The 22,419-nt window shown below is 47.8% G+C and carries 5 protein-coding genes, 7 tRNA genes, 10 rRNA genes and 1 riboswitch; of the genes, 21 read left to right on the plus strand and 1 reads right to left on the minus strand.

Features of this window, described 5'->3' with window-relative positions; all coding sequences use genetic code 11:
- Positions 1-120: 120 nt before the first annotated feature.
- Positions 121-330, plus strand: a riboswitch (cobalamin riboswitch).
- Positions 331-382: 52 nt separating this feature from the next.
- The 3 genes from JKJ11_RS00675 to murI all read left to right on the plus strand — a co-directional run bounded on the left by JKJ11_RS00675 (position 383) and on the right by murI (position 3,826).
- The gene (locus tag JKJ11_RS00675) at positions 383-2,233 is read left to right on the plus strand and encodes a TonB-dependent receptor domain-containing protein (RefSeq protein ID WP_124940504.1); all 1,851 of its coding nucleotides are present in this window, start codon (positions 383-385) and stop codon (positions 2,231-2,233) included.
- 50 nt (positions 2,234-2,283) lie between these two features.
- The gene (locus tag JKJ11_RS00680; protein WP_124940505.1) at positions 2,284-2,955 is read left to right on the plus strand and encodes a Dph6-related ATP pyrophosphatase; all 672 of its coding nucleotides are present in this window, start codon (positions 2,284-2,286) and stop codon (positions 2,953-2,955) included.
- Between the two features lie 70 nt (positions 2,956-3,025).
- Complete coding sequence (murI, locus tag JKJ11_RS00685) at positions 3,026-3,826, plus strand: glutamate racemase (RefSeq protein ID WP_124940506.1); 801 nt, start codon at positions 3,026-3,028, stop codon at positions 3,824-3,826.
- Here murI and JKJ11_RS00690 read toward each other — a convergent pair.
- The gene (locus JKJ11_RS00690) at positions 3,780-4,235 is read right to left on the minus strand and encodes an RNA recognition motif domain-containing protein (RefSeq protein ID WP_006075693.1); all 456 of its coding nucleotides are present in this window, start codon (positions 4,233-4,235) and stop codon (positions 3,780-3,782) included. The two genes, murI and JKJ11_RS00690, sit on opposite strands and share 47 nt — an antisense overlap.
- Before the next feature lie 588 nt (positions 4,236-4,823).
- Between JKJ11_RS00690 and JKJ11_RS00695 the strand changes: the two genes are divergently transcribed.
- The 18 genes from JKJ11_RS00695 (at position 4,824) to JKJ11_RS00780 (ending at position 22,411) form a co-directional block, all read left to right on the plus strand.
- Positions 4,824-6,376, plus strand: a 16S ribosomal RNA gene (locus JKJ11_RS00695).
- A gap of 64 nt (positions 6,377-6,440) precedes the next feature.
- Positions 6,441-6,516: transfer RNA gene (locus tag JKJ11_RS00700), tRNA-Glu, on the plus strand.
- A 296-nt stretch (positions 6,517-6,812) separates the two neighbouring features.
- A 23S ribosomal RNA gene (locus JKJ11_RS00705) occupies positions 6,813-9,699 on the plus strand.
- Between the two features lie 127 nt (positions 9,700-9,826).
- Positions 9,827-9,942 (plus strand): 5S ribosomal RNA (gene rrf / locus JKJ11_RS00710).
- A 352-nt stretch (positions 9,943-10,294) separates the two neighbouring features.
- Positions 10,295-11,847: ribosomal RNA gene (locus tag JKJ11_RS00715) — 16S ribosomal RNA — on the plus strand.
- 122 nt (positions 11,848-11,969) lie between these two features.
- Positions 11,970-12,045 (plus strand) — tRNA-Glu (locus tag JKJ11_RS00720).
- 2 nt (positions 12,046-12,047) lie between these two features.
- A tRNA-Lys gene (locus JKJ11_RS00725) sits at positions 12,048-12,123 on the plus strand.
- Between the two features lie 35 nt (positions 12,124-12,158).
- Positions 12,159-12,234, plus strand: a tRNA-Val gene (locus JKJ11_RS00730).
- A 345-nt stretch (positions 12,235-12,579) separates the two neighbouring features.
- Positions 12,580-15,466 (plus strand): 23S ribosomal RNA (locus tag JKJ11_RS00735).
- Between the two features lie 127 nt (positions 15,467-15,593).
- Positions 15,594-15,709: ribosomal RNA gene (gene rrf, locus JKJ11_RS00740) — 5S ribosomal RNA — on the plus strand.
- 352 nt (positions 15,710-16,061) lie between these two features.
- Positions 16,062-17,614, plus strand: a 16S ribosomal RNA gene (locus JKJ11_RS00745).
- A 64-nt stretch (positions 17,615-17,678) separates the two neighbouring features.
- Positions 17,679-17,755: transfer RNA gene (locus JKJ11_RS00750), tRNA-Ile, on the plus strand.
- 40 nt (positions 17,756-17,795) lie between these two features.
- Positions 17,796-17,871: transfer RNA gene (locus JKJ11_RS00755), tRNA-Ala, on the plus strand.
- 291 nt (positions 17,872-18,162) lie between these two features.
- Positions 18,163-21,049, plus strand: a 23S ribosomal RNA gene (locus tag JKJ11_RS00760).
- A gap of 126 nt (positions 21,050-21,175) precedes the next feature.
- Positions 21,176-21,291, plus strand: a 5S ribosomal RNA gene (rrf, locus tag JKJ11_RS00765).
- 63 nt (positions 21,292-21,354) lie between these two features.
- Positions 21,355-21,430: transfer RNA gene (locus JKJ11_RS00770), tRNA-Thr, on the plus strand.
- A gap of 48 nt (positions 21,431-21,478) precedes the next feature.
- Positions 21,479-21,594 (plus strand): 5S ribosomal RNA (gene rrf, locus JKJ11_RS00775).
- The 16S, 23S and 5S rRNA genes sit together here with 7 tRNA genes alongside, the layout of an rRNA operon.
- Before the next feature lie 259 nt (positions 21,595-21,853).
- Positions 21,854-22,411 carry an AAA family ATPase gene (locus JKJ11_RS00780; RefSeq protein ID WP_252038631.1) on the plus strand — a complete coding sequence of 186 codons (558 nt, stop codon included), beginning with the start codon at positions 21,854-21,856 and terminating at the stop codon, positions 22,409-22,411.
- Positions 22,412-22,419: the final 8 nt, after the last annotated feature.

A 22,419-nucleotide genomic window follows, 5' to 3' on the forward strand; every position in this document is an offset into this window, starting at 1 on the left:
AGGAGGGCAGATTTTATTCAATCTCCCGTCGTTGTCCAGTTTTTCCCAGAATTGTCTCTCAATATGGCTGGATATCTATAGCTTAGTTCAATCTGTTATAGACAAATTACCATGTTGTTAATACCATTCCGCCTAGCTGGTGTGAGAATGACAAAGGAATCTCACTGAAAAGGGAATCTGGTGTAAATCCAGAACTGACGCGCAGCGGTAAAAGAGAACGACCCCTCAAATGACACTGTACGAGTTACGGGAAGTCGAGGCAGTAGGTTTAGGTTCACTGTGATCCTTACGCTCTTGAGTCCGAATACCTGCCAGCAGCCAAGCTTCGTTAACCAACAACGCTAGCTTGGTAGGACTTACGCGATTTAGGACAACATAACAAATGAACAAATCATTTTTGGCGATAGCAGTGGCTGCATCGCTCTCTTCTTATGCTTCTTTTTCACTGGCAGAAGCAACAAACCCAAGTGAACAAAGCAAACTCGCAAATGAAACCATGGTCGTGACAGCGAACCGTGTTGAACAGCAACTGAAAGATGTTCTTGCTCCAATTGAAGTTGTTGATCGTGAGCAAATTGACGCTATTCAAGCTAAATCAGTTTCTGAGATATTACGACGTTTACCTGGCGTACAGATCGCAAACCAAGGTGGCATTGGTCAAAATGCCGAACTGTATATTCGAGGTCGCTCTAGTAAGAACACTTTGGTATTAATCAACGGTGTTCGAATTGGGAGTGCAACAACAGGTGCTGCGAATCTGTCAGCCATTCCTCTTGATGGTGTGCAACGTATCGAAATTATCCGTGGTGCCCGTGCTGCGGTATATGGTTCTGATGCCGTAAGCGGTGTGGTTAATATTATCACCACTAATAAAAATGGCTCTCCAAGTAGAGTTAAAGCTGGAGCGGGAAGCTTTGGAAGTTACAACCTTGGTGGAACATTATCGTTAGGTGATGCGGAGAATGGATGGCTCAATCTGACAGCCACTCATCAGTCTAGTAATGGCTACAATGTCCAACCGACCAGCACTAATCCAATAGATGCGGATGACGATGGCTATACCAGTCAATATCTAGTCCTCGATATGGGTAAACGATTGGATCAAAACTGGCAACTAAAGGCCAATGGTTATTACCAAAAACATAATACTGAATTTGATAACCCTTGGACTGGTGTAGATAAGTCAGATAGTGACTTGTACAGTTTTAGTGTTGCTGGTGACTATATGCGTAATAACTTTGATTCTTCGCTGACACTGACGACGAATCAAGATAAAGCGAAATCTTATGGTCAAGGAGAGCCAGAAGGGACTATTTCGACCAATCGCGTTGCAGTAAATTGGAATAACAACGTAAAAATCAATGATGAATTGAGTTTCTTGGGCGGCATTGATTGGTACAAAGATAAAGTTGATAACACAACTAAAGCTATGACTAAAGACACTCGAGACAATGGAGCCGTCTTCTTAGGTGCACTCTACAATCAAGAACGCTTATCACTAGAAGCTAATGTTCGACATGATGACAATAGTGCCTATGGAAACTACACCACTTACCAGTTAGGTGGTGGTGTGAATGTCACAGAGCAATTAAAGGTTGTAGCCATGCATGGAACAGCATTTAAGGCACCTACTTTTAATGAACTGTATTGGCCTAAAGAGTGTGGTCCATGGGGCTGTTATGAAGGTAATCCAAATCTGGTCCCTGAAGAGTCAGCTACCTCTGAAATTGCTTTAGAGGGTGAGTTTGCTTTATTAGGATTTAGATTAGGCGCTTATCGCAGTAATGTGGATAAGATGATTGCCAGTAATGGTTCAACGAACGTCAATATAAACAAAGCTAAGATTGAAGGTATTGAACTAGTAACTCGTTTTGATACCGGAGCGATTGAGCATGAGGTGTCGTACGACTATCTAGATGCTAAAGATGAAAGCACAGGTAAGGACTTAGTAAGACGAGCTCGCAATAGCGGGAAGTGGAATGCCTCATATAATATTGCCTCTTGGAGATTCGAGCTAAGCTACCTATATCAAGGGAAACGCTATAATGATGCAGCCAATACTCAAGTATTAGACCCTTATTCGTTAGTTGATATTGCCGGCACCTACTACTTTGATAACGGCCTAAGTCTAGGTGCGAAAGTTGGCAACTTATTCGATGAAGAGTATGAAACGGTGAGTGGCTATAAAACACCAGAACGTAATTACTACGTGAATGCCATGTATCAGTTCTAATAGCAAACAGCGCCTCCAATTAAGAGGCGCTTTTTAATAGGTAGTCCTAAATGAAAAACATCATCATCAGTTGGTCATCTGGCAAAGATTCAACCCTTACATTCGAACGACTAATGGAATCTCCAAATTATAATGTCGTTGGTCTTTACACCACTCATGTTAAAGGTGAGGTTCCATTTCAAGTAACCCCATTAGAAGTCGTTCAATTGCAAGCAGATAGGTTAGGGATGCCATTAGTAACGATAGAGCTGCCAGAAGTTTTCCCACCTAACGATGTTTACCAAGCGCTCGTTATTGAGGGGGTAAAATCTTCTGGCTTGGCAGTAGATGGGATAGCATTTGGTGACATGTTCTGTAATGGAATTGTTGAATATAGAAAAAGCTATGTCGAACCAGCGGGGCTAGAGGCGGTTTTTCCTTTGGTTGGTGAAAGTAGCGCAAAGCTTGCACAGGAGATCATTGCCAGAGGGATTGAGACAGTGTTGGTTACCGTCGATAGAAATGTGCTTTCGGAAACATTTTGTGGAAAAGTTTATACCGACGAGCTTATTCAAGAATTACCTAATAATGTTGACCCTTGTGGAGAAGATGGGGAATTCCATACCTTAGTCTGTAACTCGAGGTATTTTAGTCACCCTATTTCCATTCAACAGGTTGAAATTGAATCAGCGCCGAGATTCAGTCATCTAAGATACAGCGTTGAGTCAGAACTTCGCGGATAAGTTTACCGACAATAGGGTTATGAGTATTATGTTGGCGAACAGGTTAGTAGTGAGCGTGATACGTTAATCAATGAATCGAAAAAATATACTAATATTTGACTCTGGTGTGGGGGGACTTTCTGTATTTAAAGAAATAGTCCAACGCTTACCTCAAGAAAACTATATCTATCTATTCGATAATGAGGCGTATCCCTACGGTGAATTGGCACCGGAAACACTAGTAAACCGCACCTGTACACTGATACAACAAATGATGCAGCGCAAAGCGGTCGATATTGTTGTTATTGCTTGCAATACGGCCAGTACTATTGTGCTCCCTCATTTAAGAAAACGAATAGACATTCCTGTGGTTGGCGTCGTCCCTGCCATTAAGCCAGCTTCACTACTCTCTAAAACAGCAGTTGGCTTGATTGCTACACCAGCAACGATTACTCGCCAATATACTCATGACTTAATTCGTAACTTTGCTACTGATAAAGAAGTAAAGCTGATAGGTGATAGTCGATTAGTTGAAATGGCAGAGCAAAAGCTGAGGAATGAGCAGGTCGACCTTCAAGAGTTGGAACTCATACTTTCTCCGATTAAAGGAAAAATTGATGTAGCAGTATTAGGCTGTACCCACTTTCCTCTTATTAAGGAAGAAATAGCATTGGTATTGGGAGACTGTGTTGAATTAGTTGATTCAGGAGCCGCAATTGCAAGAAGAGTTGAAAGTCTATTGGAGATAAAAGAGGCATCTTTGGGACAAGGAACCATGGAGGCGTTTAGTAGTGCTCCTCCTTTTGAAAAAGAAGCACTAAATAAAACATTACGACAACTCTGTTTTACTCCTGTTCAGTTGTTGCCGATTCAGGGTGCTTCGGATCATTAGCAATACGCACTTTCAAAGTACGTTGCATATAATCCTTTTCATTTAGAGCTTTGATTGCCGCTTTTGCATCGGAGCTCGCCATCACGACAAAACCAAACCCACGTCGTTTACCTGTGCGTTTATCCTTCATTAACCTAACGGCAAATACCTCACCATGCTCAGCAAAGAGCTCCTTTACGTGAGATTCATTTGCTTTATAAGGAAGATTGCCGACGTAGAGAGTTTTGGTCGACTTTGTAGTTTCTGCAGATGGTGTTGGTGAAGCAGTAGAAAACTTAACAACAAAAAAGGTGGCTACTACACCGATGACAAAAGCAACAGCTGGTGGTACGTCAGCGAATTGAGAAAATACAATACCGCCTAATATAGCAATTGCTACTACAAGAAAAAGAGATTTATTGGAGTCCATATTAAAGTACTACTTTTTTATTTACGAATAATGGCATCTATCGTTAACAAATAGATATAAGAATATTACGTAGTTGAGTGTGATTTTTCCAATTAATTGGTGTGATGTATTTCAAATGTTGAATTTTTATCGAAAAAACACCGTATCGATGGCTTTTTGTGCGAACGAAAAATAAATTCAAAAAAACACTTGTCATAGTTTGAGTGATCTCTATAATGCCGCCTCACCGACACGGAGTGAGACGAAAGTCACAAAGCGGAGTCGGTTGAGAGAGAAAAGAAAGTTTGAAAAAAACGCTTGACTCTCAAAACGGGAAGCGTAAGATACGCACCCCTAACGACGAGACGCGAAGCGGCTTGAGAGTTAGAAAATGTTCTTTAAAAATATAGACCTATCAATCTGTGTGGGCACTCGTTGATGATAATCAAATTAGAAACTTCGGTTTCAAATTAGGTTTTCAATGAACTGAGTGACCAATCAAGTCGAAAGACTTGGCACAGTCAATTCATTATCGTTCTGTTGGAACGATAATAGCTTTAGATTACTAAGGTAGTTTAAAGTCAGTATTCATTGAGCCGACAAAATCTTAAATTGAAGAGTTTGATCATGGCTCAGATTGAACGCTGGCGGCAGGCCTAACACATGCAAGTCGAGCGGAAACGAGTTAACTGACCCTTCGGGTGACGTTAACGGCGTCGAGCGGCGGACGGGTGAGTAATGCCTGGGAAATTGCCCTGATGTGGGGGATAACCATTGGAAACGATGGCTAATACCGCATAATGCCTTCGGGCCAAAGAGGGGGACCTTCGGGCCTCTCGCGTCAGGATATGCCCAGGTGGGATTAGCTAGTTGGTGAGGTAATGGCTCACCAAGGCGACGATCCCTAGCTGGTCTGAGAGGATGATCAGCCACACTGGAACTGAGACACGGTCCAGACTCCTACGGGAGGCAGCAGTGGGGAATATTGCACAATGGGCGCAAGCCTGATGCAGCCATGCCGCGTGTGTGAAGAAGGCCTTCGGGTTGTAAAGCACTTTCAGCAGTGAGGAAGGCGGGTACGTTAATAGCGTATTCGTTTGACGTTAGCTGCAGAAGAAGCACCGGCTAACTCCGTGCCAGCAGCCGCGGTAATACGGAGGGTGCGAGCGTTAATCGGAATTACTGGGCGTAAAGCGCATGCAGGTGGTTCGTTAAGTCAGATGTGAAAGCCCGGGGCTCAACCTCGGAACTGCATTTGAAACTGGCGGACTAGAGTACTGTAGAGGGGGGTAGAATTTCAGGTGTAGCGGTGAAATGCGTAGAGATCTGAAGGAATACCGGTGGCGAAGGCGGCCCCCTGGACAGATACTGACACTCAGATGCGAAAGCGTGGGGAGCAAACAGGATTAGATACCCTGGTAGTCCACGCCGTAAACGATGTCTACTTGGAGGTTGTGGCCTTGAGCCGTGGCTTTCGGAGCTAACGCGTTAAGTAGACCGCCTGGGGAGTACGGTCGCAAGATTAAAACTCAAATGAATTGACGGGGGCCCGCACAAGCGGTGGAGCATGTGGTTTAATTCGATGCAACGCGAAGAACCTTACCTACTCTTGACATCCAGAGAAGCCAGCGGAGACGCAGGTGTGCCTTCGGGAGCTCTGAGACAGGTGCTGCATGGCTGTCGTCAGCTCGTGTTGTGAAATGTTGGGTTAAGTCCCGCAACGAGCGCAACCCTTATCCTTGTTTGCCAGCGAGTAATGTCGGGAACTCCAGGGAGACTGCCGGTGATAAACCGGAGGAAGGTGGGGACGACGTCAAGTCATCATGGCCCTTACGAGTAGGGCTACACACGTGCTACAATGGCGCATACAGAGGGCAGCCAACTTGCGAAAGTGAGCGAATCCCAAAAAGTGCGTCGTAGTCCGGATTGGAGTCTGCAACTCGACTCCATGAAGTCGGAATCGCTAGTAATCGTAGATCAGAATGCTACGGTGAATACGTTCCCGGGCCTTGTACACACCGCCCGTCACACCATGGGAGTGGGCTGCAAAAGAAGTGGGTAGTTTAACCTTCGGGAGGACGCTCACCACTTTGTGGTTCATGACTGGGGTGAAGTCGTAACAAGGTAGCCCTAGGGGAACCTGGGGCTGGATCACCTCCTTATACGAATAGATTATTGCGATGAGTGTTCACACAGATTGATTGGTTTATGAATTAAAGACACCGTGTCCCGTTCGTCTAGAGGCCTAGGACACCGCCCTTTCACGGCGGTAACAGGGGTTCGACTCCCCTACGGGATACCATCTTTAAGCGTTTTCTCTTTGAGAATTCTTAAAAATGGTTACTTCATTAGAAGTGATTAGCTCTTTAACAATTTGGAAAGCTGACAGATAACAATTTGATTGATTGTTATCTATTAAAAGTTCTCAAATCCTAATCGAAAGATTAGGTACCAACACACATTCAAGTGTTCTTGGAATTTGAGTCCGGCAAAATCGAGTCTGCACATGTATAAAAATGCAGACAACTTTGGTTGTTTGACCGTTTGCTTTCACTTTTCAAAAGTGAAGACAAATAGAAAGACCCTTTGGGGTTGTATGGTTAAGTGACTAAGCGTACACGGTGGATGCCTTGGCAGTCAGAGGCGATGAAAGGCGTATTAACTTGCGATAAGCTCAGATTAGGTAGTAAAAACCTGTGAGTCTGAGATTCCTGAATGGGGAAACCCAACTGCATAAGCAGTTATCGCTGAGTGAATACATAGCTCAGCGAGGCGAACCGGGGGAACTGAAACATCTAAGTACCCCGAGGAAGAGAAATCAACCGAGATTCCGAAAGTAGCGGCGAGCGAAATTGGATTAGCCCTTAAGCTTTTAATGAGACAGGTGAAGGCTCTGGAAAGTGCCGCGATACAGGGTGATAGCCCCGTAACCGACATCTCATCATCAGTGAAATCGAGTAGGGCGGGACACGTGATATCCTGTCTGAATATGGGGGGACCATCCTCCAAGGCTAAATACTACTGACTGACCGATAGTGAACCAGTACCGTGAGGGAAAGGCGAAAAGAACCCCTGTGAGGGGAGTGAAATAGAACCTGAAACCGTGTACGTACAAGCAGTAGGAGCACCTTCGTGGTGTGACTGCGTACCTTTTGTATAATGGGTCAGCGACTTATATTCAGTGGCAAGGTTAACCGTTTAGGGGAGCCGTAGGGAAACCGAGTCTTAACTGGGCGTTCAGTCTCTGGATATAGACCCGAAACCAGGTGATCTAGCCATGGGCAGGTTGAAGGTTGAGTAACATCAACTGGAGGACCGAACCGACTAATGTTGAAAAATTAGCGGATGACTTGTGGCTAGGGGTGAAAGGCCAATCAAACCTGGAGATAGCTGGTTCTCCCCGAAATCTATTTAGGTAGAGCCTCGGACGAATACTACTGGGGGTAGAGCACTGTTAAGGCTAGGGGGTCATCCCGACTTACCAACCCTTTGCAAACTCCGAATACCAGTAAGTACTATCCGGGAGACACACGGCGGGTGCTAACGTCCGTCGTGGAGAGGGAAACAACCCAGACCGCCAGCTAAGGTCCCAAAGTATAGCTAAGTGGGAAACGATGTGGGAAGGCTTAGACAGCTAGGATGTTGGCTTAGAAGCAGCCATCATTTAAAGAAAGCGTAATAGCTCACTAGTCGAGTCGGCCTGCGCGGAAGATGTAACGGGGCTAAGCTATACACCGAAGCTGCGGCAATGCATTTATGTATTGGGTAGGGGAGCGTTCTGTAAGCCGTTGAAGGTGGATTGTAAGGTCTGCTGGAGGTATCAGAAGTGCGAATGCTGACATGAGTAACGATAAAGGGGGTGAAAAACCTCCTCGCCGGAAGACCAAGGGTTCCTGTCCAACGTTAATCGGGGCAGGGTAAGTCGACCCCTAAGGCGAGGCCGAAAGGCGTAGTCGATGGGAAACGGGTTAATATTCCCGTACTTCTTACAATTGCGATGGGGGGACGGAGAAGGCTAGGTGGGCCTGGCGACGGTTGTCCAGGTTCAAGTGCGTAGGCTTAAGGTTTAGGTAAATCCGGACCTTTTTAAGGCTGAGACACGATGTCGAGCTACTACGGTAGTGAAGTCATTGATGCCATGCTTCCAGGAAAAGCCTCTAAGCTTCAGATTGTAAGGAATCGTACCCCAAACCGACACAGGTGGTCGGGTAGAGAATACCAAGGCGCTTGAGAGAACTCGGGTGAAGGAACTAGGCAAAATGGTACCGTAACTTCGGGAGAAGGTACGCTCTTAGTGGTGAAGTCCCTCGCGGATGGAGCTACCGAGAGTCGCAGATACCAGGTGGCTGCAACTGTTTATTAAAAACACAGCACTGTGCAAAATCGCAAGATGACGTATACGGTGTGACGCCTGCCCGGTGCCGGAAGGTTAATTGATGGGGTTAGTTTTCGGACGAAGCTCTTGATCGAAGCCCCGGTAAACGGCGGCCGTAACTATAACGGTCCTAAGGTAGCGAAATTCCTTGTCGGGTAAGTTCCGACCTGCACGAATGGCGTAATGATGGCCACGCTGTCTCCACCCGAGACTCAGTGAAATTGAAATCGCTGTGAAGATGCAGTGTACCCGCGGCTAGACGGAAAGACCCCGTGAACCTTTACTACAGCTTGGCACTGAACATTGAGCCTACATGTGTAGGATAGGTGGGAGCCTTTGAAGCAAGCACGCCAGTGTTTGTGGAGGCAATCTTGAAATACCACCCTTGTATGTTTGATGTTCTAACTTGGTTCCCTAATCGGGAATGAGGACAGTGCCTGGTGGGTAGTTTGACTGGGGCGGTCTCCTCCCAAAGAGTAACGGAGGAGCACGAAGGTGGGCTAATCACGGTTGGACATCGTGAGGTTAGTGCAATGGCATAAGCCCGCTTGACTGCGAGAATGACAATTCGAGCAGGTGCGAAAGCAGGTCATAGTGATCCGGTGGTTCTGAATGGAAGGGCCATCGCTCAACGGATAAAAGGTACTCCGGGGATAACAGGCTGATACCGCCCAAGAGTTCATATCGACGGCGGTGTTTGGCACCTCGATGTCGGCTCATCACATCCTGGGGCTGAAGTCGGTCCCAAGGGTATGGCTGTTCGCCATTTAAAGTGGTACGCGAGCTGGGTTTAGAACGTCGTGAGACAGTTCGGTCCCTATCTGCCGTGGGCGTTGGAAGATTGAAGGGGGCTGCTCCTAGTACGAGAGGACCGGAGTGGACGAACCTCTGGTGTTCGGGTTGTGTCGCCAGACGCATTGCCCGGTAGCTAAGTTCGGAATCGATAACCGCTGAAAGCATCTAAGCGGGAAGCGAGCCCTGAGATGAGTCTTCCCTGGCGCTTAAAGCGTCCTAAAGGGTTGTTCGAGACTAGAACGTTGATAGGCAGGGTGTGTAAGCGTTGTGAGGCGTTGAGCTAACCTGTACTAATTGCCCGTGAGGCTTAACCATACAACACCCAAAGGGTTTTGATGGACTCAAAGCAAGAACTTTGAATGTGTATTTAGATTTTTAAATCAGTTTTCCAGATTTTTTGCCTTCAGTTTTTAATAAAAGCTGAAAGTAAAAGCAGAATTTGCTTGGCGACCATAGCGTTGTGGACCCACCTGATTCCATGCCGAACTCAGAAGTGAAACGCAATAGCGCCGATGGTAGTGTGGGGCTTCCCCATGTGAGAGTAGGACATCGCCAGGCTTTAAATTCGACTTGTCTTTAAGTAGACGAGTCACCATAAAGTTTTAAGAGAAAATCTTAGAGTTTTATGTTGACTTTCAAAGTAGACAGCGTATTATACGCGTCCTGCTTAAGTGCTAAGGCACTGAAAGCAAAGCTCTTTAACAATATAAACCTATCAATCTGTGTGGGCACTCGTTGATGATAATCAAATTAGAAACTTCGGTTTCAAATTAGGTTTTCAATGAACTGAGTGACCAATCAAGTCGAAAGACTTGGCACAGTCAATTCATTATCGTTCTGTTGGAACGATAATAGCTTTAGATTACTAAGGTAGTTTAAAGTCAGTATTCATTGAGCCGAACAAAATCTTAAATTGAAGAGTTTGATCATGGCTCAGATTGAACGCTGGCGGCAGGCCTAACACATGCAAGTCGAGCGGAAACGAGTTAACTGACCCTTCGGGTGACGTTAACGGCGTCGAGCGGCGGACGGGTGAGTAATGCCTGGGAAATTGCCCTGATGTGGGGGATAACCATTGGAAACGATGGCTAATACCGCATAATGCCTTCGGGCCAAAGAGGGGGACCTTCGGGCCTCTCGCGTCAGGATATGCCCAGGTGGGATTAGCTAGTTGGTGAGGTAATGGCTCACCAAGGCGACGATCCCTAGCTGGTCTGAGAGGATGATCAGCCACACTGGAACTGAGACACGGTCCAGACTCCTACGGGAGGCAGCAGTGGGGAATATTGCACAATGGGCGCAAGCCTGATGCAGCCATGCCGCGTGTGTGAAGAAGGCCTTCGGGTTGTAAAGCACTTTCAGCAGTGAGGAAGGCGGGTACGTTAATAGCGTGCTCGTTTGACGTTAGCTGCAGAAGAAGCACCGGCTAACTCCGTGCCAGCAGCCGCGGTAATACGGAGGGTGCGAGCGTTAATCGGAATTACTGGGCGTAAAGCGCATGCAGGTGGTTCGTTAAGTCAGATGTGAAAGCCCGGGGCTCAACCTCGGAACTGCATTTGAAACTGGCGGACTAGAGTACTGTAGAGGGGGGTAGAATTTCAGGTGTAGCGGTGAAATGCGTAGAGATCTGAAGGAATACCGGTGGCGAAGGCGGCCCCCTGGACAGATACTGACACTCAGATGCGAAAGCGTGGGGAGCAAACAGGATTAGATACCCTGGTAGTCCACGCCGTAAACGATGTCTACTTGGAGGTTGTGGCCTTGAGCCGTGGCTTTCGGAGCTAACGCGTTAAGTAGACCGCCTGGGGAGTACGGTCGCAAGATTAAAACTCAAATGAATTGACGGGGGCCCGCACAAGCGGTGGAGCATGTGGTTTAATTCGATGCAACGCGAAGAACCTTACCTACTCTTGACATCCAGAGAAGCCAGCGGAGACGCAGGTGTGCCTTCGGGAGCTCTGAGACAGGTGCTGCATGGCTGTCGTCAGCTCGTGTTGTGAAATGTTGGGTTAAGTCCCGCAACGAGCGCAACCCTTATCCTTGTTTGCCAGCGAGTAATGTCGGGAACTCCAGGGAGACTGCCGGTGATAAACCGGAGGAAGGTGGGGACGACGTCAAGTCATCATGGCCCTTACGAGTAGGGCTACACACGTGCTACAATGGCGCATACAGAGGGCAGCCAACTTGCGAAAGTGAGCGAATCCCAAAAAGTGCGTCGTAGTCCGGATTGGAGTCTGCAACTCGACTCCATGAAGTCGGAATCGCTAGTAATCGTAGATCAGAATGCTACGGTGAATACGTTCCCGGGCCTTGTACACACCGCCCGTCACACCATGGGAGTGGGCTGCAAAAGAAGTGGGTAGTTTAACCTTCGGGAGGACGCTCACCACTTTGTGGTTCATGACTGGGGTGAAGTCGTAACAAGGTAGCCCTAGGGGAACCTGGGGCTGGATCACCTCCTTATACGAAAGATTATTGCGATGAGTGTTCACACAGATTGATTAGGTTTGTAAAGATAAAGAGATTTTGTTTTTGCTGAAAAGCGAAAGCAGAAAATAGTAAGTGCCCAACACTTACTGCTTAGTGTCCCGTTCGTCTAGAGGCCTAGGACACCGCCCTTTCACGGCGGTAACAGGGGTTCGACTCCCCTACGGGATACCATTGGGTCGTTAGCTCAGTTGGTAGAGCAGTTGACTTTTAATCAATTGGTCGCAGGTTCGAATCCTGCACGACCCACCATTTCCTTCCACGGGAAATGTAAAAAAACTAAATGTGGGCGATTAGCTCAGTTGGGAGAGCACCTCCCTTACAAGGAGGGGGTCACTGGTTCGAGCCCGGTATCGCCCACCATTCTCTAAGTAATTTTGGATTAAGATTTTCCAAACCACTTCATTAAAACGTACGTGGTTGGGATTTTTGACGCTGAGATTCTTTAGAAAATGCATTAAGTTTGCATTGCTCTTTAACAATTTGGAAAGCTGACGAATAACATTTGATTAATGTTATTCATTTAAAAGTTCTCAAATCCTATATCGAAAGATGTAGGTACCAACACACATTCAAGTGTTCTTGGAATTTGAGTCCGGCAAAATCGAGTCTGCACATGTATAAAAATGCAGACAACTTTGGTTGTTTGACCGTTTGCTTTCACTTTTCAAAAGTGAAGACAAATAGAAAGACCCTTTGGGGTTGTATGGTTAAGTGACTAAGCGTACACGGTGGATGCCTTGGCAGTCAGAGGCGATGAAAGGCGTATTAACTTGCGATAAGCTCAGATTAGGTAGTAAAAACCTGTGAGTCTGAGATCCCTGAATGGGGAAACCCAACTGCATAAGCAGTTATCGCTGAGTGAATACATAGCTCAGCGAGGCGAACCGGGGGAACTGAAACATCTAAGTACCCCGAGGAAGAGAAATCAACCGAGATTCCGAAAGTAGCGGCGAGCGAAATTGGATTAGCCCTTAAGCTTTTAATGAGACAGGTGAAGGCTCTGGAAAGTGCCGCGATACAGGGTGATAGCCCCGTAACCGACATCTCATCATCAGTGAAATCGAGTAGGGCGGGACACGTGATATCCTGTCTGAATATGGGGGGACCATCCTCCAAGGCTAAATACTACTGACTGACCGATAGTGAACCAGTACCGTGAGGGAAAGGCGAAAAGAACCCCTGTGAGGGGAGTGAAATAGAACCTGAAACCGTGTACGTACAAGCAGTAGGAGCACCTTCGTGGTGTGACTGCGTACCTTTTGTATAATGGGTCAGCGACTTATATTCAGTGGCAAGGTTAACCGTTTAGGGGAGCCGTAGGGAAACCGAGTCTTAACTGGGCGTTCAGTCTCTGGATATAGACCCGAAACCAGGTGATCTAGCCATGGGCAGGTTGAAGGTTGAGTAACATCAACTGGAGGACCGAACCGACTAATGTTGAAAAATTAGCGGATGACTTGTGGCTAGGGGTGAAAGGCCAATCAAACCTGGAGATAGCTGGTTCTCCCCGAAATCTATTTAGGTAGAGCCTCGGACGAATACTACTGGGGGTAGAGCACTGTTAAGGCTAGGGGGTCATCCCGACTTACCAACCCTTTGCAAACTCCGAATACCAGTAAGTACTATCCGGGAGACACACGGCGGGTGCTAACGTCCGTCGTGGAGAGGGAAACAACCCAGACCGCCAGCTAAGGTCCCAAAGTATAGCTAAGTGGGAAACGATGTGGGAAGGCTTAGACAGCTAGGATGTTGGCTTAGAAGCAGCCATCATTTAAAGAAAGCGTAATAGCTCACTAGTCGAGTCGGCCTGCGCGGAAGATGTAACGGGGCTAAGCTATACACCGAAGCTGCGGCAATGCATTTATGTATTGGGTAGGGGAGCGTTCTGTAAGCCGTTGAAGGTGGATTGTAAGGTCTGCTGGAGGTATCAGAAGTGCGAATGCTGACATGAGTAACGATAAAGGGGGTGAAAAACCTCCTCGCCGGAAGACCAAGGGTTCCTGTCCAACGTTAATCGGGGCAGGGTAAGTCGACCCCTAAGGCGAGGCCGAAAGGCGTAGTCGATGGGAAACGGGTTAATATTCCCGTACTTCTTACAATTGCGATGGGGGGACGGAGAAGGCTAGGTGGGCCTGGCGACGGTTGTCCAGGTTCAAGTGCGTAGGCTTAAGGTTTAGGTAAATCCGGACCTTTTTAAGGCTGAGACACGATGTCGAGCTACTACGGTAGTGAAGTCATTGATGCCATGCTTCCAGGAAAAGCCTCTAAGCTTCAGATTGTAAGGAATCGTACCCCAAACCGACACAGGTGGTCGGGTAGAGAATACCAAGGCGCTTGAGAGAACTCGGGTGAAGGAACTAGGCAAAATGGTACCGTAACTTCGGGAGAAGGTACGCTCTTAGTGGTGAAGTCCCTCGCGGATGGAGCTACCGAGAGTCGCAGATACCAGGTGGCTGCAACTGTTTATTAAAAACACAGCACTGTGCAAAATCGCAAGATGACGTATACGGTGTGACGCCTGCCCGGTGCCGGAAGGTTAATTGATGGGGTTAGTTTTCGGACGAAGCTCTTGATCGAAGCCCCGGTAAACGGCGGCCGTAACTATAACGGTCCTAAGGTAGCGAAATTCCTTGTCGGGTAAGTTCCGACCTGCACGAATGGCGTAATGATGGCCACGCTGTCTCCACCCGAGACTCAGTGAAATTGAAATCGCTGTGAAGATGCAGTGTACCCGCGGCTAGACGGAAAGACCCCGTGAACCTTTACTACAGCTTGGCACTGAACATTGAGCCTACATGTGTAGGATAGGTGGGAGCCTTTGAAGCAGGTACGCCAGTATCTGTGGAGGCAGTCTTGAAATACCACCCTTGTATGTTTGATGTTCTAACTTGGTTCCCTAATCGGGAATGAGGACAGTGCCTGGTGGGTAGTTTGACTGGGGCGGTCTCCTCCCAAAGAGTAACGGAGGAGCACGAAGGTGGGCTAATCACGGTTGGACATCGTGAGGTTAGTGCAATGGCATAAGCCCGCTTGACTGCGAGAATGACAATTCGAGCAGGTGCGAAAGCAGGTCATAGTGATCCGGTGGTTCTGAATGGAAGGGCCATCGCTCAACGGATAAAAGGTACTCCGGGGATAACAGGCTGATACCGCCCAAGAGTTCATATCGACGGCGGTGTTTGGCACCTCGATGTCGGCTCATCACATCCTGGGGCTGAAGTCGGTCCCAAGGGTATGGCTGTTCGCCATTTAAAGTGGTACGCGAGCTGGGTTTAGAACGTCGTGAGACAGTTCGGTCCCTATCTGCCGTGGGCGTTGGAAGATTGAAGGGGGCTGCTCCTAGTACGAGAGGACCGGAGTGGACGAACCTCTGGTGTTCGGGTTGTGTCGCCAGACGCATTGCCCGGTAGCTAAGTTCGGAATCGATAACCGCTGAAAGCATCTAAGCGGGAAGCGAGCCCTGAGATGAGTCTTCCCTGGCGCTTAAAGCGTCCTAAAGGGTTGTTCGAGACTAGAACGTTGATAGGCAGGGTGTGTAAGCGTTGTGAGGCGTTGAGCTAACCTGTACTAATTGCCCGTGAGGCTTAACCATACAACACCCAAAGGGTTTTGATGGACTCAAAGCAAGAACTTTGAATGTGTATTTAGACTTTTAAATCAGTTTTCCAGATTTTTTGCCTTCAGTTTTTAATAAAAGCTGAAAGTAAAAGCAGAATTTGCTTGGCGACCATAGCGTTGTGGACCCACCTGATTCCATGCCGAACTCAGAAGTGAAACGCAATAGCGCCGATGGTAGTGTGGGGCTTCCCCATGTGAGAGTAGGACATCGCCAGGCTTTAAATTCGACTTGTCTTTAAGTAGACGAGTCACCATAAAGTTTTAAGAGAAAATCTTAGAGTTTTATGTTGACTTTCAAAGTAGACAGCGTATTATACGCGTCCTGCTTAAGTGCTAAGGCACTGAAAGCAAAGCTCTTTAACAATATAAACCTATCAATCTGTGTGGGCACTCGTTGATGATAATCAAATTAGAAACTTCGGTTTCAAATTAGGTTTTCAATGAACTGAGTGACCAATCAAGTCGAAAGACTTGGCACAGTCAATTCATTATCGTTCTGTTGGAACGATAATAGCTTTAGATTACTAAGGTAGTTTAAAGTCAGTATTCATTGAGCCGAACAAAATCTTAAATTGAAGAGTTTGATCATGGCTCAGATTGAACGCTGGCGGCAGGCCTAACACATGCAAGTCGAGCGGAAACGAGTTAACTGACCCTTCGGGTGACGTTAACGGCGTCGAGCGGCGGACGGGTGAGTAATGCCTGGGAAATTGCCCTGATGTGGGGGATAACCATTGGAAACGATGGCTAATACCGCATAATGCCTTCGGGCCAAAGAGGGGGACCTTCGGGCCTCTCGCGTCAGGATATGCCCAGGTGGGATTAGCTAGTTGGTGAGGTAATGGCTCACCAAGGCGACGATCCCTAGCTGGTCTGAGAGGATGATCAGCCACACTGGAACTGAGACACGGTCCAGACTCCTACGGGAGGCAGCAGTGGGGAATATTGCACAATGGGCGCAAGCCTGATGCAGCCATGCCGCGTGTGTGAAGAAGGCCTTCGGGTTGTAAAGCACTTTCAGCAGTGAGGAAGGCGGGTACGTTAATAGCGTGCTCGTTTGACGTTAGCTGCAGAAGAAGCACCGGCTAACTCCGTGCCAGCAGCCGCGGTAATACGGAGGGTGCGAGCGTTAATCGGAATTACTGGGCGTAAAGCGCATGCAGGTGGTTCGTTAAGTCAGATGTGAAAGCCCGGGGCTCAACCTCGGAACTGCATTTGAAACTGGCGGACTAGAGTACTGTAGAGGGGGGTAGAATTTCAGGTGTAGCGGTGAAATGCGTAGAGATCTGAAGGAATACCGGTGGCGAAGGCGGCCCCCTGGACAGATACTGACACTCAGATGCGAAAGCGTGGGGAGCAAACAGGATTAGATACCCTGGTAGTCCACGCCGTAAACGATGTCTACTTGGAGGTTGTGGCCTTGAGCCGTGGCTTTCGGAGCTAACGCGTTAAGTAGACCGCCTGGGGAGTACGGTCGCAAGATTAAAACTCAAATGAATTGACGGGGGCCCGCACAAGCGGTGGAGCATGTGGTTTAATTCGATGCAACGCGAAGAACCTTACCTACTCTTGACATCCAGAGAAGCCAGCGGAGACGCAGGTGTGCCTTCGGGAACTCTGAGACAGGTGCTGCATGGCTGTCGTCAGCTCGTGTTGTGAAATGTTGGGTTAAGTCCCGCAACGAGCGCAACCCTTATCCTTGTTTGCCAGCGAGTAATGTCGGGAACTCCAGGGAGACTGCCGGTGATAAACCGGAGGAAGGTGGGGACGACGTCAAGTCATCATGGCCCTTACGAGTAGGGCTACACACGTGCTACAATGGCGCATACAGAGGGCAGCCAACTTGCGAAAGTGAGCGAATCCCAAAAAGTGCGTCGTAGTCCGGATTGGAGTCTGCAACTCGACTCCATGAAGTCGGAATCGCTAGTAATCGTAGATCAGAATGCTACGGTGAATACGTTCCCGGGCCTTGTACACACCGCCCGTCACACCATGGGAGTGGGCTGCAAAAGAAGTGGGTAGTTTAACCTTCGGGAGGACGCTCACCACTTTGTGGTTCATGACTGGGGTGAAGTCGTAACAAGGTAGCCCTAGGGGAACCTGGGGCTGGATCACCTCCTTATACGAAAGATTATTGCGATGAGTGTTCACACAGATTGATTAGGTTTAGATTAAAGACGATGCTTGGGTCTGTAGCTCAGGTGGTTAGAGCGTTCGCCTGATAAGCGAGAGGTCGGTGGTTCAAGTCCACTCAGACCCACCAATCTTCCTCCCAGATGATTGGCGGTAAGCATCACACTGATGGGGCTATAGCTCAGCTGGGAGAGCGCCTGCCTTGCACGCAGGAGGTCAGCAGTTCGATCCTGCTTAGCTCCACCATCTTTAAGCACATTTGCTTAAGTGTTCTTAAAAATGGTTTCGAAAGAAATCTCGTTCTTTAACAATTTGGAAAGCTGACGAATAACATTTGATTAATGTTATTCATTTAAAAGTTCTCAAATCCTATATCGAAAGATGTAGGTACCAACACACATTCAAGTGTTCTTGGAATTTGAGTCCGGCAAAATCGAGTCTGCACATGTATAAAAATGCAGACAACTTTGGTTGTTTGACCGTTTGCTTTCACTTTTCAAAAGTGAAGACAAATAGAAAGACCCTTTGGGGTTGTATGGTTAAGTGACTAAGCGTACACGGTGGATGCCTTGGCAGTCAGAGGCGATGAAAGGCGTATTAACTTGCGATAAGCTCAGATTAGGTAGTAAAAACCTGTGAGTCTGAGATCCCTGAATGGGGAAACCCAACTGCATAAGCAGTTATCGCTGAGTGAATACATAGCTCAGCGAGGCGAACCGGGGGAACTGAAACATCTAAGTACCCCGAGGAAGAGAAATCAACCGAGATTCCGAAAGTAGCGGCGAGCGAAATTGGATTAGCCCTTAAGCTTTTAATGATGCAGGTGAAGAGTCTGGAAAGTCTCGCGATACAGGGTGATAGCCCCGTAACCGACACATCATAATCAGTGAAATCGAGTAGGGCGGGACACGTGATATCCTGTCTGAATATGGGGGGACCATCCTCCAAGGCTAAATACTACTGACTGACCGATAGTGAACCAGTACCGTGAGGGAAAGGCGAAAAGAACCCCTGTGAGGGGAGTGAAATAGAACCTGAAACCGTGTACGTACAAGCAGTAGGAGCACCTTCGTGGTGTGACTGCGTACCTTTTGTATAATGGGTCAGCGACTTATATTCAGTGGCAAGGTTAACCGTTTAGGGGAGCCGTAGGGAAACCGAGTCTTAACTGGGCGTTCAGTCTCTGGATATAGACCCGAAACCAGGTGATCTAGCCATGGGCAGGTTGAAGGTTGAGTAACATCAACTGGAGGACCGAACCGACTAATGTTGAAAAATTAGCGGATGACTTGTGGCTAGGGGTGAAAGGCCAATCAAACCTGGAGATAGCTGGTTCTCCCCGAAATCTATTTAGGTAGAGCCTCGGACGAATACTACTGGGGGTAGAGCACTGTTAAGGCTAGGGGGTCATCCCGACTTACCAACCCTTTGCAAACTCCGAATACCAGTAAGTACTATCCGGGAGACACACGGCGGGTGCTAACGTCCGTCGTGGAGAGGGAAACAACCCAGACCGCCAGCTAAGGTCCCAAATTATAGCTAAGTGGGAAACGATGTGGGAAGGCTTAGACAGCTAGGATGTTGGCTTAGAAGCAGCCATCATTTAAAGAAAGCGTAATAGCTCACTAGTCGAGTCGGCCTGCGCGGAAGATGTAACGGGGCTAAGCTATAAACCGAAGCTGCGGCAATGCATTTATGTATTGGGTAGGGGAGCGTTCTGTAAGCCGTTGAAGGTGGATTGTAAGGTCTGCTGGAGGTATCAGAAGTGCGAATGCTGACATGAGTAACGATAAAGGGGGTGAAAAACCTCCTCGCCGGAAGACCAAGGGTTCCTGTCCAACGTTAATCGGGGCAGGGTAAGTCGACCCCTAAGGCGAGGCCGAAAGGCGTAGTCGATGGGAAACGGGTTAATATTCCCGTACTTCTTACAATTGCGATGGGGGGACGGAGAAGGCTAGGTGGGCCTGGCGACGGTTGTCCAGGTTCAAGTGCGTAGGCTTAAGGTTTAGGTAAATCCGGACCTTTTTAAGGCTGAGACACGATGTCGAGCTACTACGGTAGTGAAGTCATTGATGCCATGCTTCCAGGAAAAGCCTCTAAGCTTCAGATTGTAAGGAATCGTACCCCAAACCGACACAGGTGGTCGGGTAGAGAATACCAAGGCGCTTGAGAGAACTCGGGTGAAGGAACTAGGCAAAATGGTACCGTAACTTCGGGAGAAGGTACGCTCTTAGTGGTGAAGTCCCTCGCGGATGGAGCTACCGAGAGTCGCAGATACCAGGTGGCTGCAACTGTTTATTAAAAACACAGCACTGTGCAAAATCGCAAGATGACGTATACGGTGTGACGCCTGCCCGGTGCCGGAAGGTTAATTGATGGGGTTAGTTTTCGGACGAAGCTCTTGATCGAAGCCCCGGTAAACGGCGGCCGTAACTATAACGGTCCTAAGGTAGCGAAATTCCTTGTCGGGTAAGTTCCGACCTGCACGAATGGCGTAATGATGGCCACGCTGTCTCCACCCGAGACTCAGTGAAATTGAAATCGCTGTGAAGATGCAGTGTACCCGCGGCTAGACGGAAAGACCCCGTGAACCTTTACTACAGCTTGGCACTGAACATTGAGCCTACATGTGTAGGATAGGTGGGAGCCTTTGAAGCAAGCACGCCAGTGTTTGTGGAGGCAATCTTGAAATACCACCCTTGTATGTTTGATGTTCTAACTTGGTTCCCTAATCGGGAATGAGGACAGTGCCTGGTGGGTAGTTTGACTGGGGCGGTCTCCTCCCAAAGAGTAACGGAGGAGCACGAAGGTGGGCTAATCACGGTTGGACATCGTGAGGTTAGTGCAATGGCATAAGCCCGCTTGACTGCGAGAATGACAATTCGAGCAGGTGCGAAAGCAGGTCATAGTGATCCGGTGGTTCTGAATGGAAGGGCCATCGCTCAACGGATAAAAGGTACTCCGGGGATAACAGGCTGATACCGCCCAAGAGTTCATATCGACGGCGGTGTTTGGCACCTCGATGTCGGCTCATCACATCCTGGGGCTGAAGTCGGTCCCAAGGGTATGGCTGTTCGCCATTTAAAGTGGTACGCGAGCTGGGTTTAGAACGTCGTGAGACAGTTCGGTCCCTATCTGCCGTGGGCGTTGGAAGATTGAAGGGGGCTGCTCCTAGTACGAGAGGACCGGAGTGGACGAACCTCTGGTGTTCGGGTTGTGTCGCCAGACGCATTGCCCGGTAGCTAAGTTCGGAATCGATAACCGCTGAAAGCATCTAAGCGGGAAGCGAGCCCTGAGATGAGTCTTCCCTGGCGCTTAAAGCGTCCTAAAGGGTTGTTCGAGACTAGAACGTTGATAGGCAGGGTGTGTAAGCGTTGTGAGGCGTTGAGCTAACCTGTACTAATTGCCCGTGAGGCTTAACCATACAACACCCAAAGGGTTTTGATGGACTCAAAGCAAGAACTTTGAATGTGTATTTAGACTTTTAAACAGTTTTCCAGATTTTTTGCCTTCAGTTTTTGATAAAAGCTGAAAGTAAAAGCAGAATTTGCTTGGCGACCATAGCGTTGTGGACCCACCTGATTCCATGCCGAACTCAGAAGTGAAACGCAATAGCGCCGATGGTAGTGTGGGGCTTCCCCATGTGAGAGTAGGACATCGCCAGGCTTTAATTTTGAAAGAGCCCGTTTGAAAAGACGGGCTTTTTTAGTCCTGAAGGACAACCACTATGCTGATATAGCTCAGGTGGTAGAGCGCATCCTTGGTAAGGATGAGGTCCCCAGTTCGAGTCTGGGTATCAGCACCAGTATTTAGAGTCATCTTGCAGAGCAAGGTGAACCCAAACAAGATTTTGTTTGGCGACCATAGCATTGTGGACCCACCTGATTCCATGCCGAACTCAGAAGTGAAACGCAATAGCGCCGATGGTAGTGTGGGGCTTCCCCATGTGAGAGTAGGACATCGCCAAGCTTTATTTCCACGCCTCAGCATTTGCTGAGGCGTTTTCGTATGTGTTGCTTGTAGATCGTCGCACCGTAGGATATTACCAAGCTTTAATTCCACGTTTCCGCATTTACTATAGTGCTTTGTTACCTATTTCCCTTCGCTACAGTTGTAGTAATGTTTGGATCTATTATTTAATTCCGTCCACCTTCTTCAAACTGCCATCTTTTATCACATCAAAACAGTGTTAGACTCGTTACTATCTTTACCTACTAGCAAGATTACGATGGAACGACATAGTCCCTTTATTATTACAGGCGGGCCAGGGTCTGGTAAGACAACACTGCTTGATGCTTTAGCCGCTCGTGATTGTAAGACGTTTGAAGAAGTACCGAGAAAGCTTATTGAAGAACAGTCGAAACTAGAAAATGGAATACTTCCTTGGAATCAATTAGCTGCTTTTGCTGAACTATGCTTTAAAGATATGATGAATCAAAAGCAGGTAGCGTCGACAAGTGAACAACTGAGCTTTTTGGATCGTGCCATTCCGGATATATGTGCCTACTTAACCTTTGGAAACGAGTCGATTCCGCCAAAAGTAACGGAACATGCTAAGGTAGGATATCAGGCCCTAGTTTTTACTTGCGAACCTAACACTGATACATACGTTCAAGATGACGTTCGACCTTATCCGTTTGAAGAAGCATTAGAGATTCATCGACAATTGATAAAACAATACCAGTCTCTAGGATACCGCTGTATATCAGTGCCTTTTTTAAAACTAGAGCAACGAGTAGAGTTTGTTTTGGCCGAGTCTTATGCTCATTTGGACCAGACAGGATAGCAAGGATT

The sequence above is a fragment of the Vibrio sp. SCSIO 43133 genome (genome assembly GCF_023716845.1).
GTDB lineage: Bacteria > Pseudomonadota > Gammaproteobacteria > Enterobacterales > Vibrionaceae > Vibrio > Vibrio mediterranei.

Coding starts and splice junctions, on each gene's coding strand:
- JKJ11_RS00675 (WP_124940504.1), top strand. CDS start 383: ATGAACAAATCATTTTTGGCGATAGCAGTGGCTGCATCGCTCTCTTCT.
- JKJ11_RS00680 (WP_124940505.1), top strand. CDS start 2,284: ATGAAAAACATCATCATCAGTTGGTCATCTGGCAAAGATTCAACCCTT.
- murI (WP_124940506.1), top strand. CDS start 3,026: ATGAATCGAAAAAATATACTAATATTTGACTCTGGTGTGGGGGGACTT.
- JKJ11_RS00690 (WP_006075693.1), bottom strand. CDS start 4,235: ATGGACTCCAATAAATCTCTTTTTCTTGTAGTAGCAATTGCTATATTA.
- JKJ11_RS00780 (WP_252038631.1), top strand. CDS start 21,854: ATGGAACGACATAGTCCCTTTATTATTACAGGCGGGCCAGGGTCTGGT.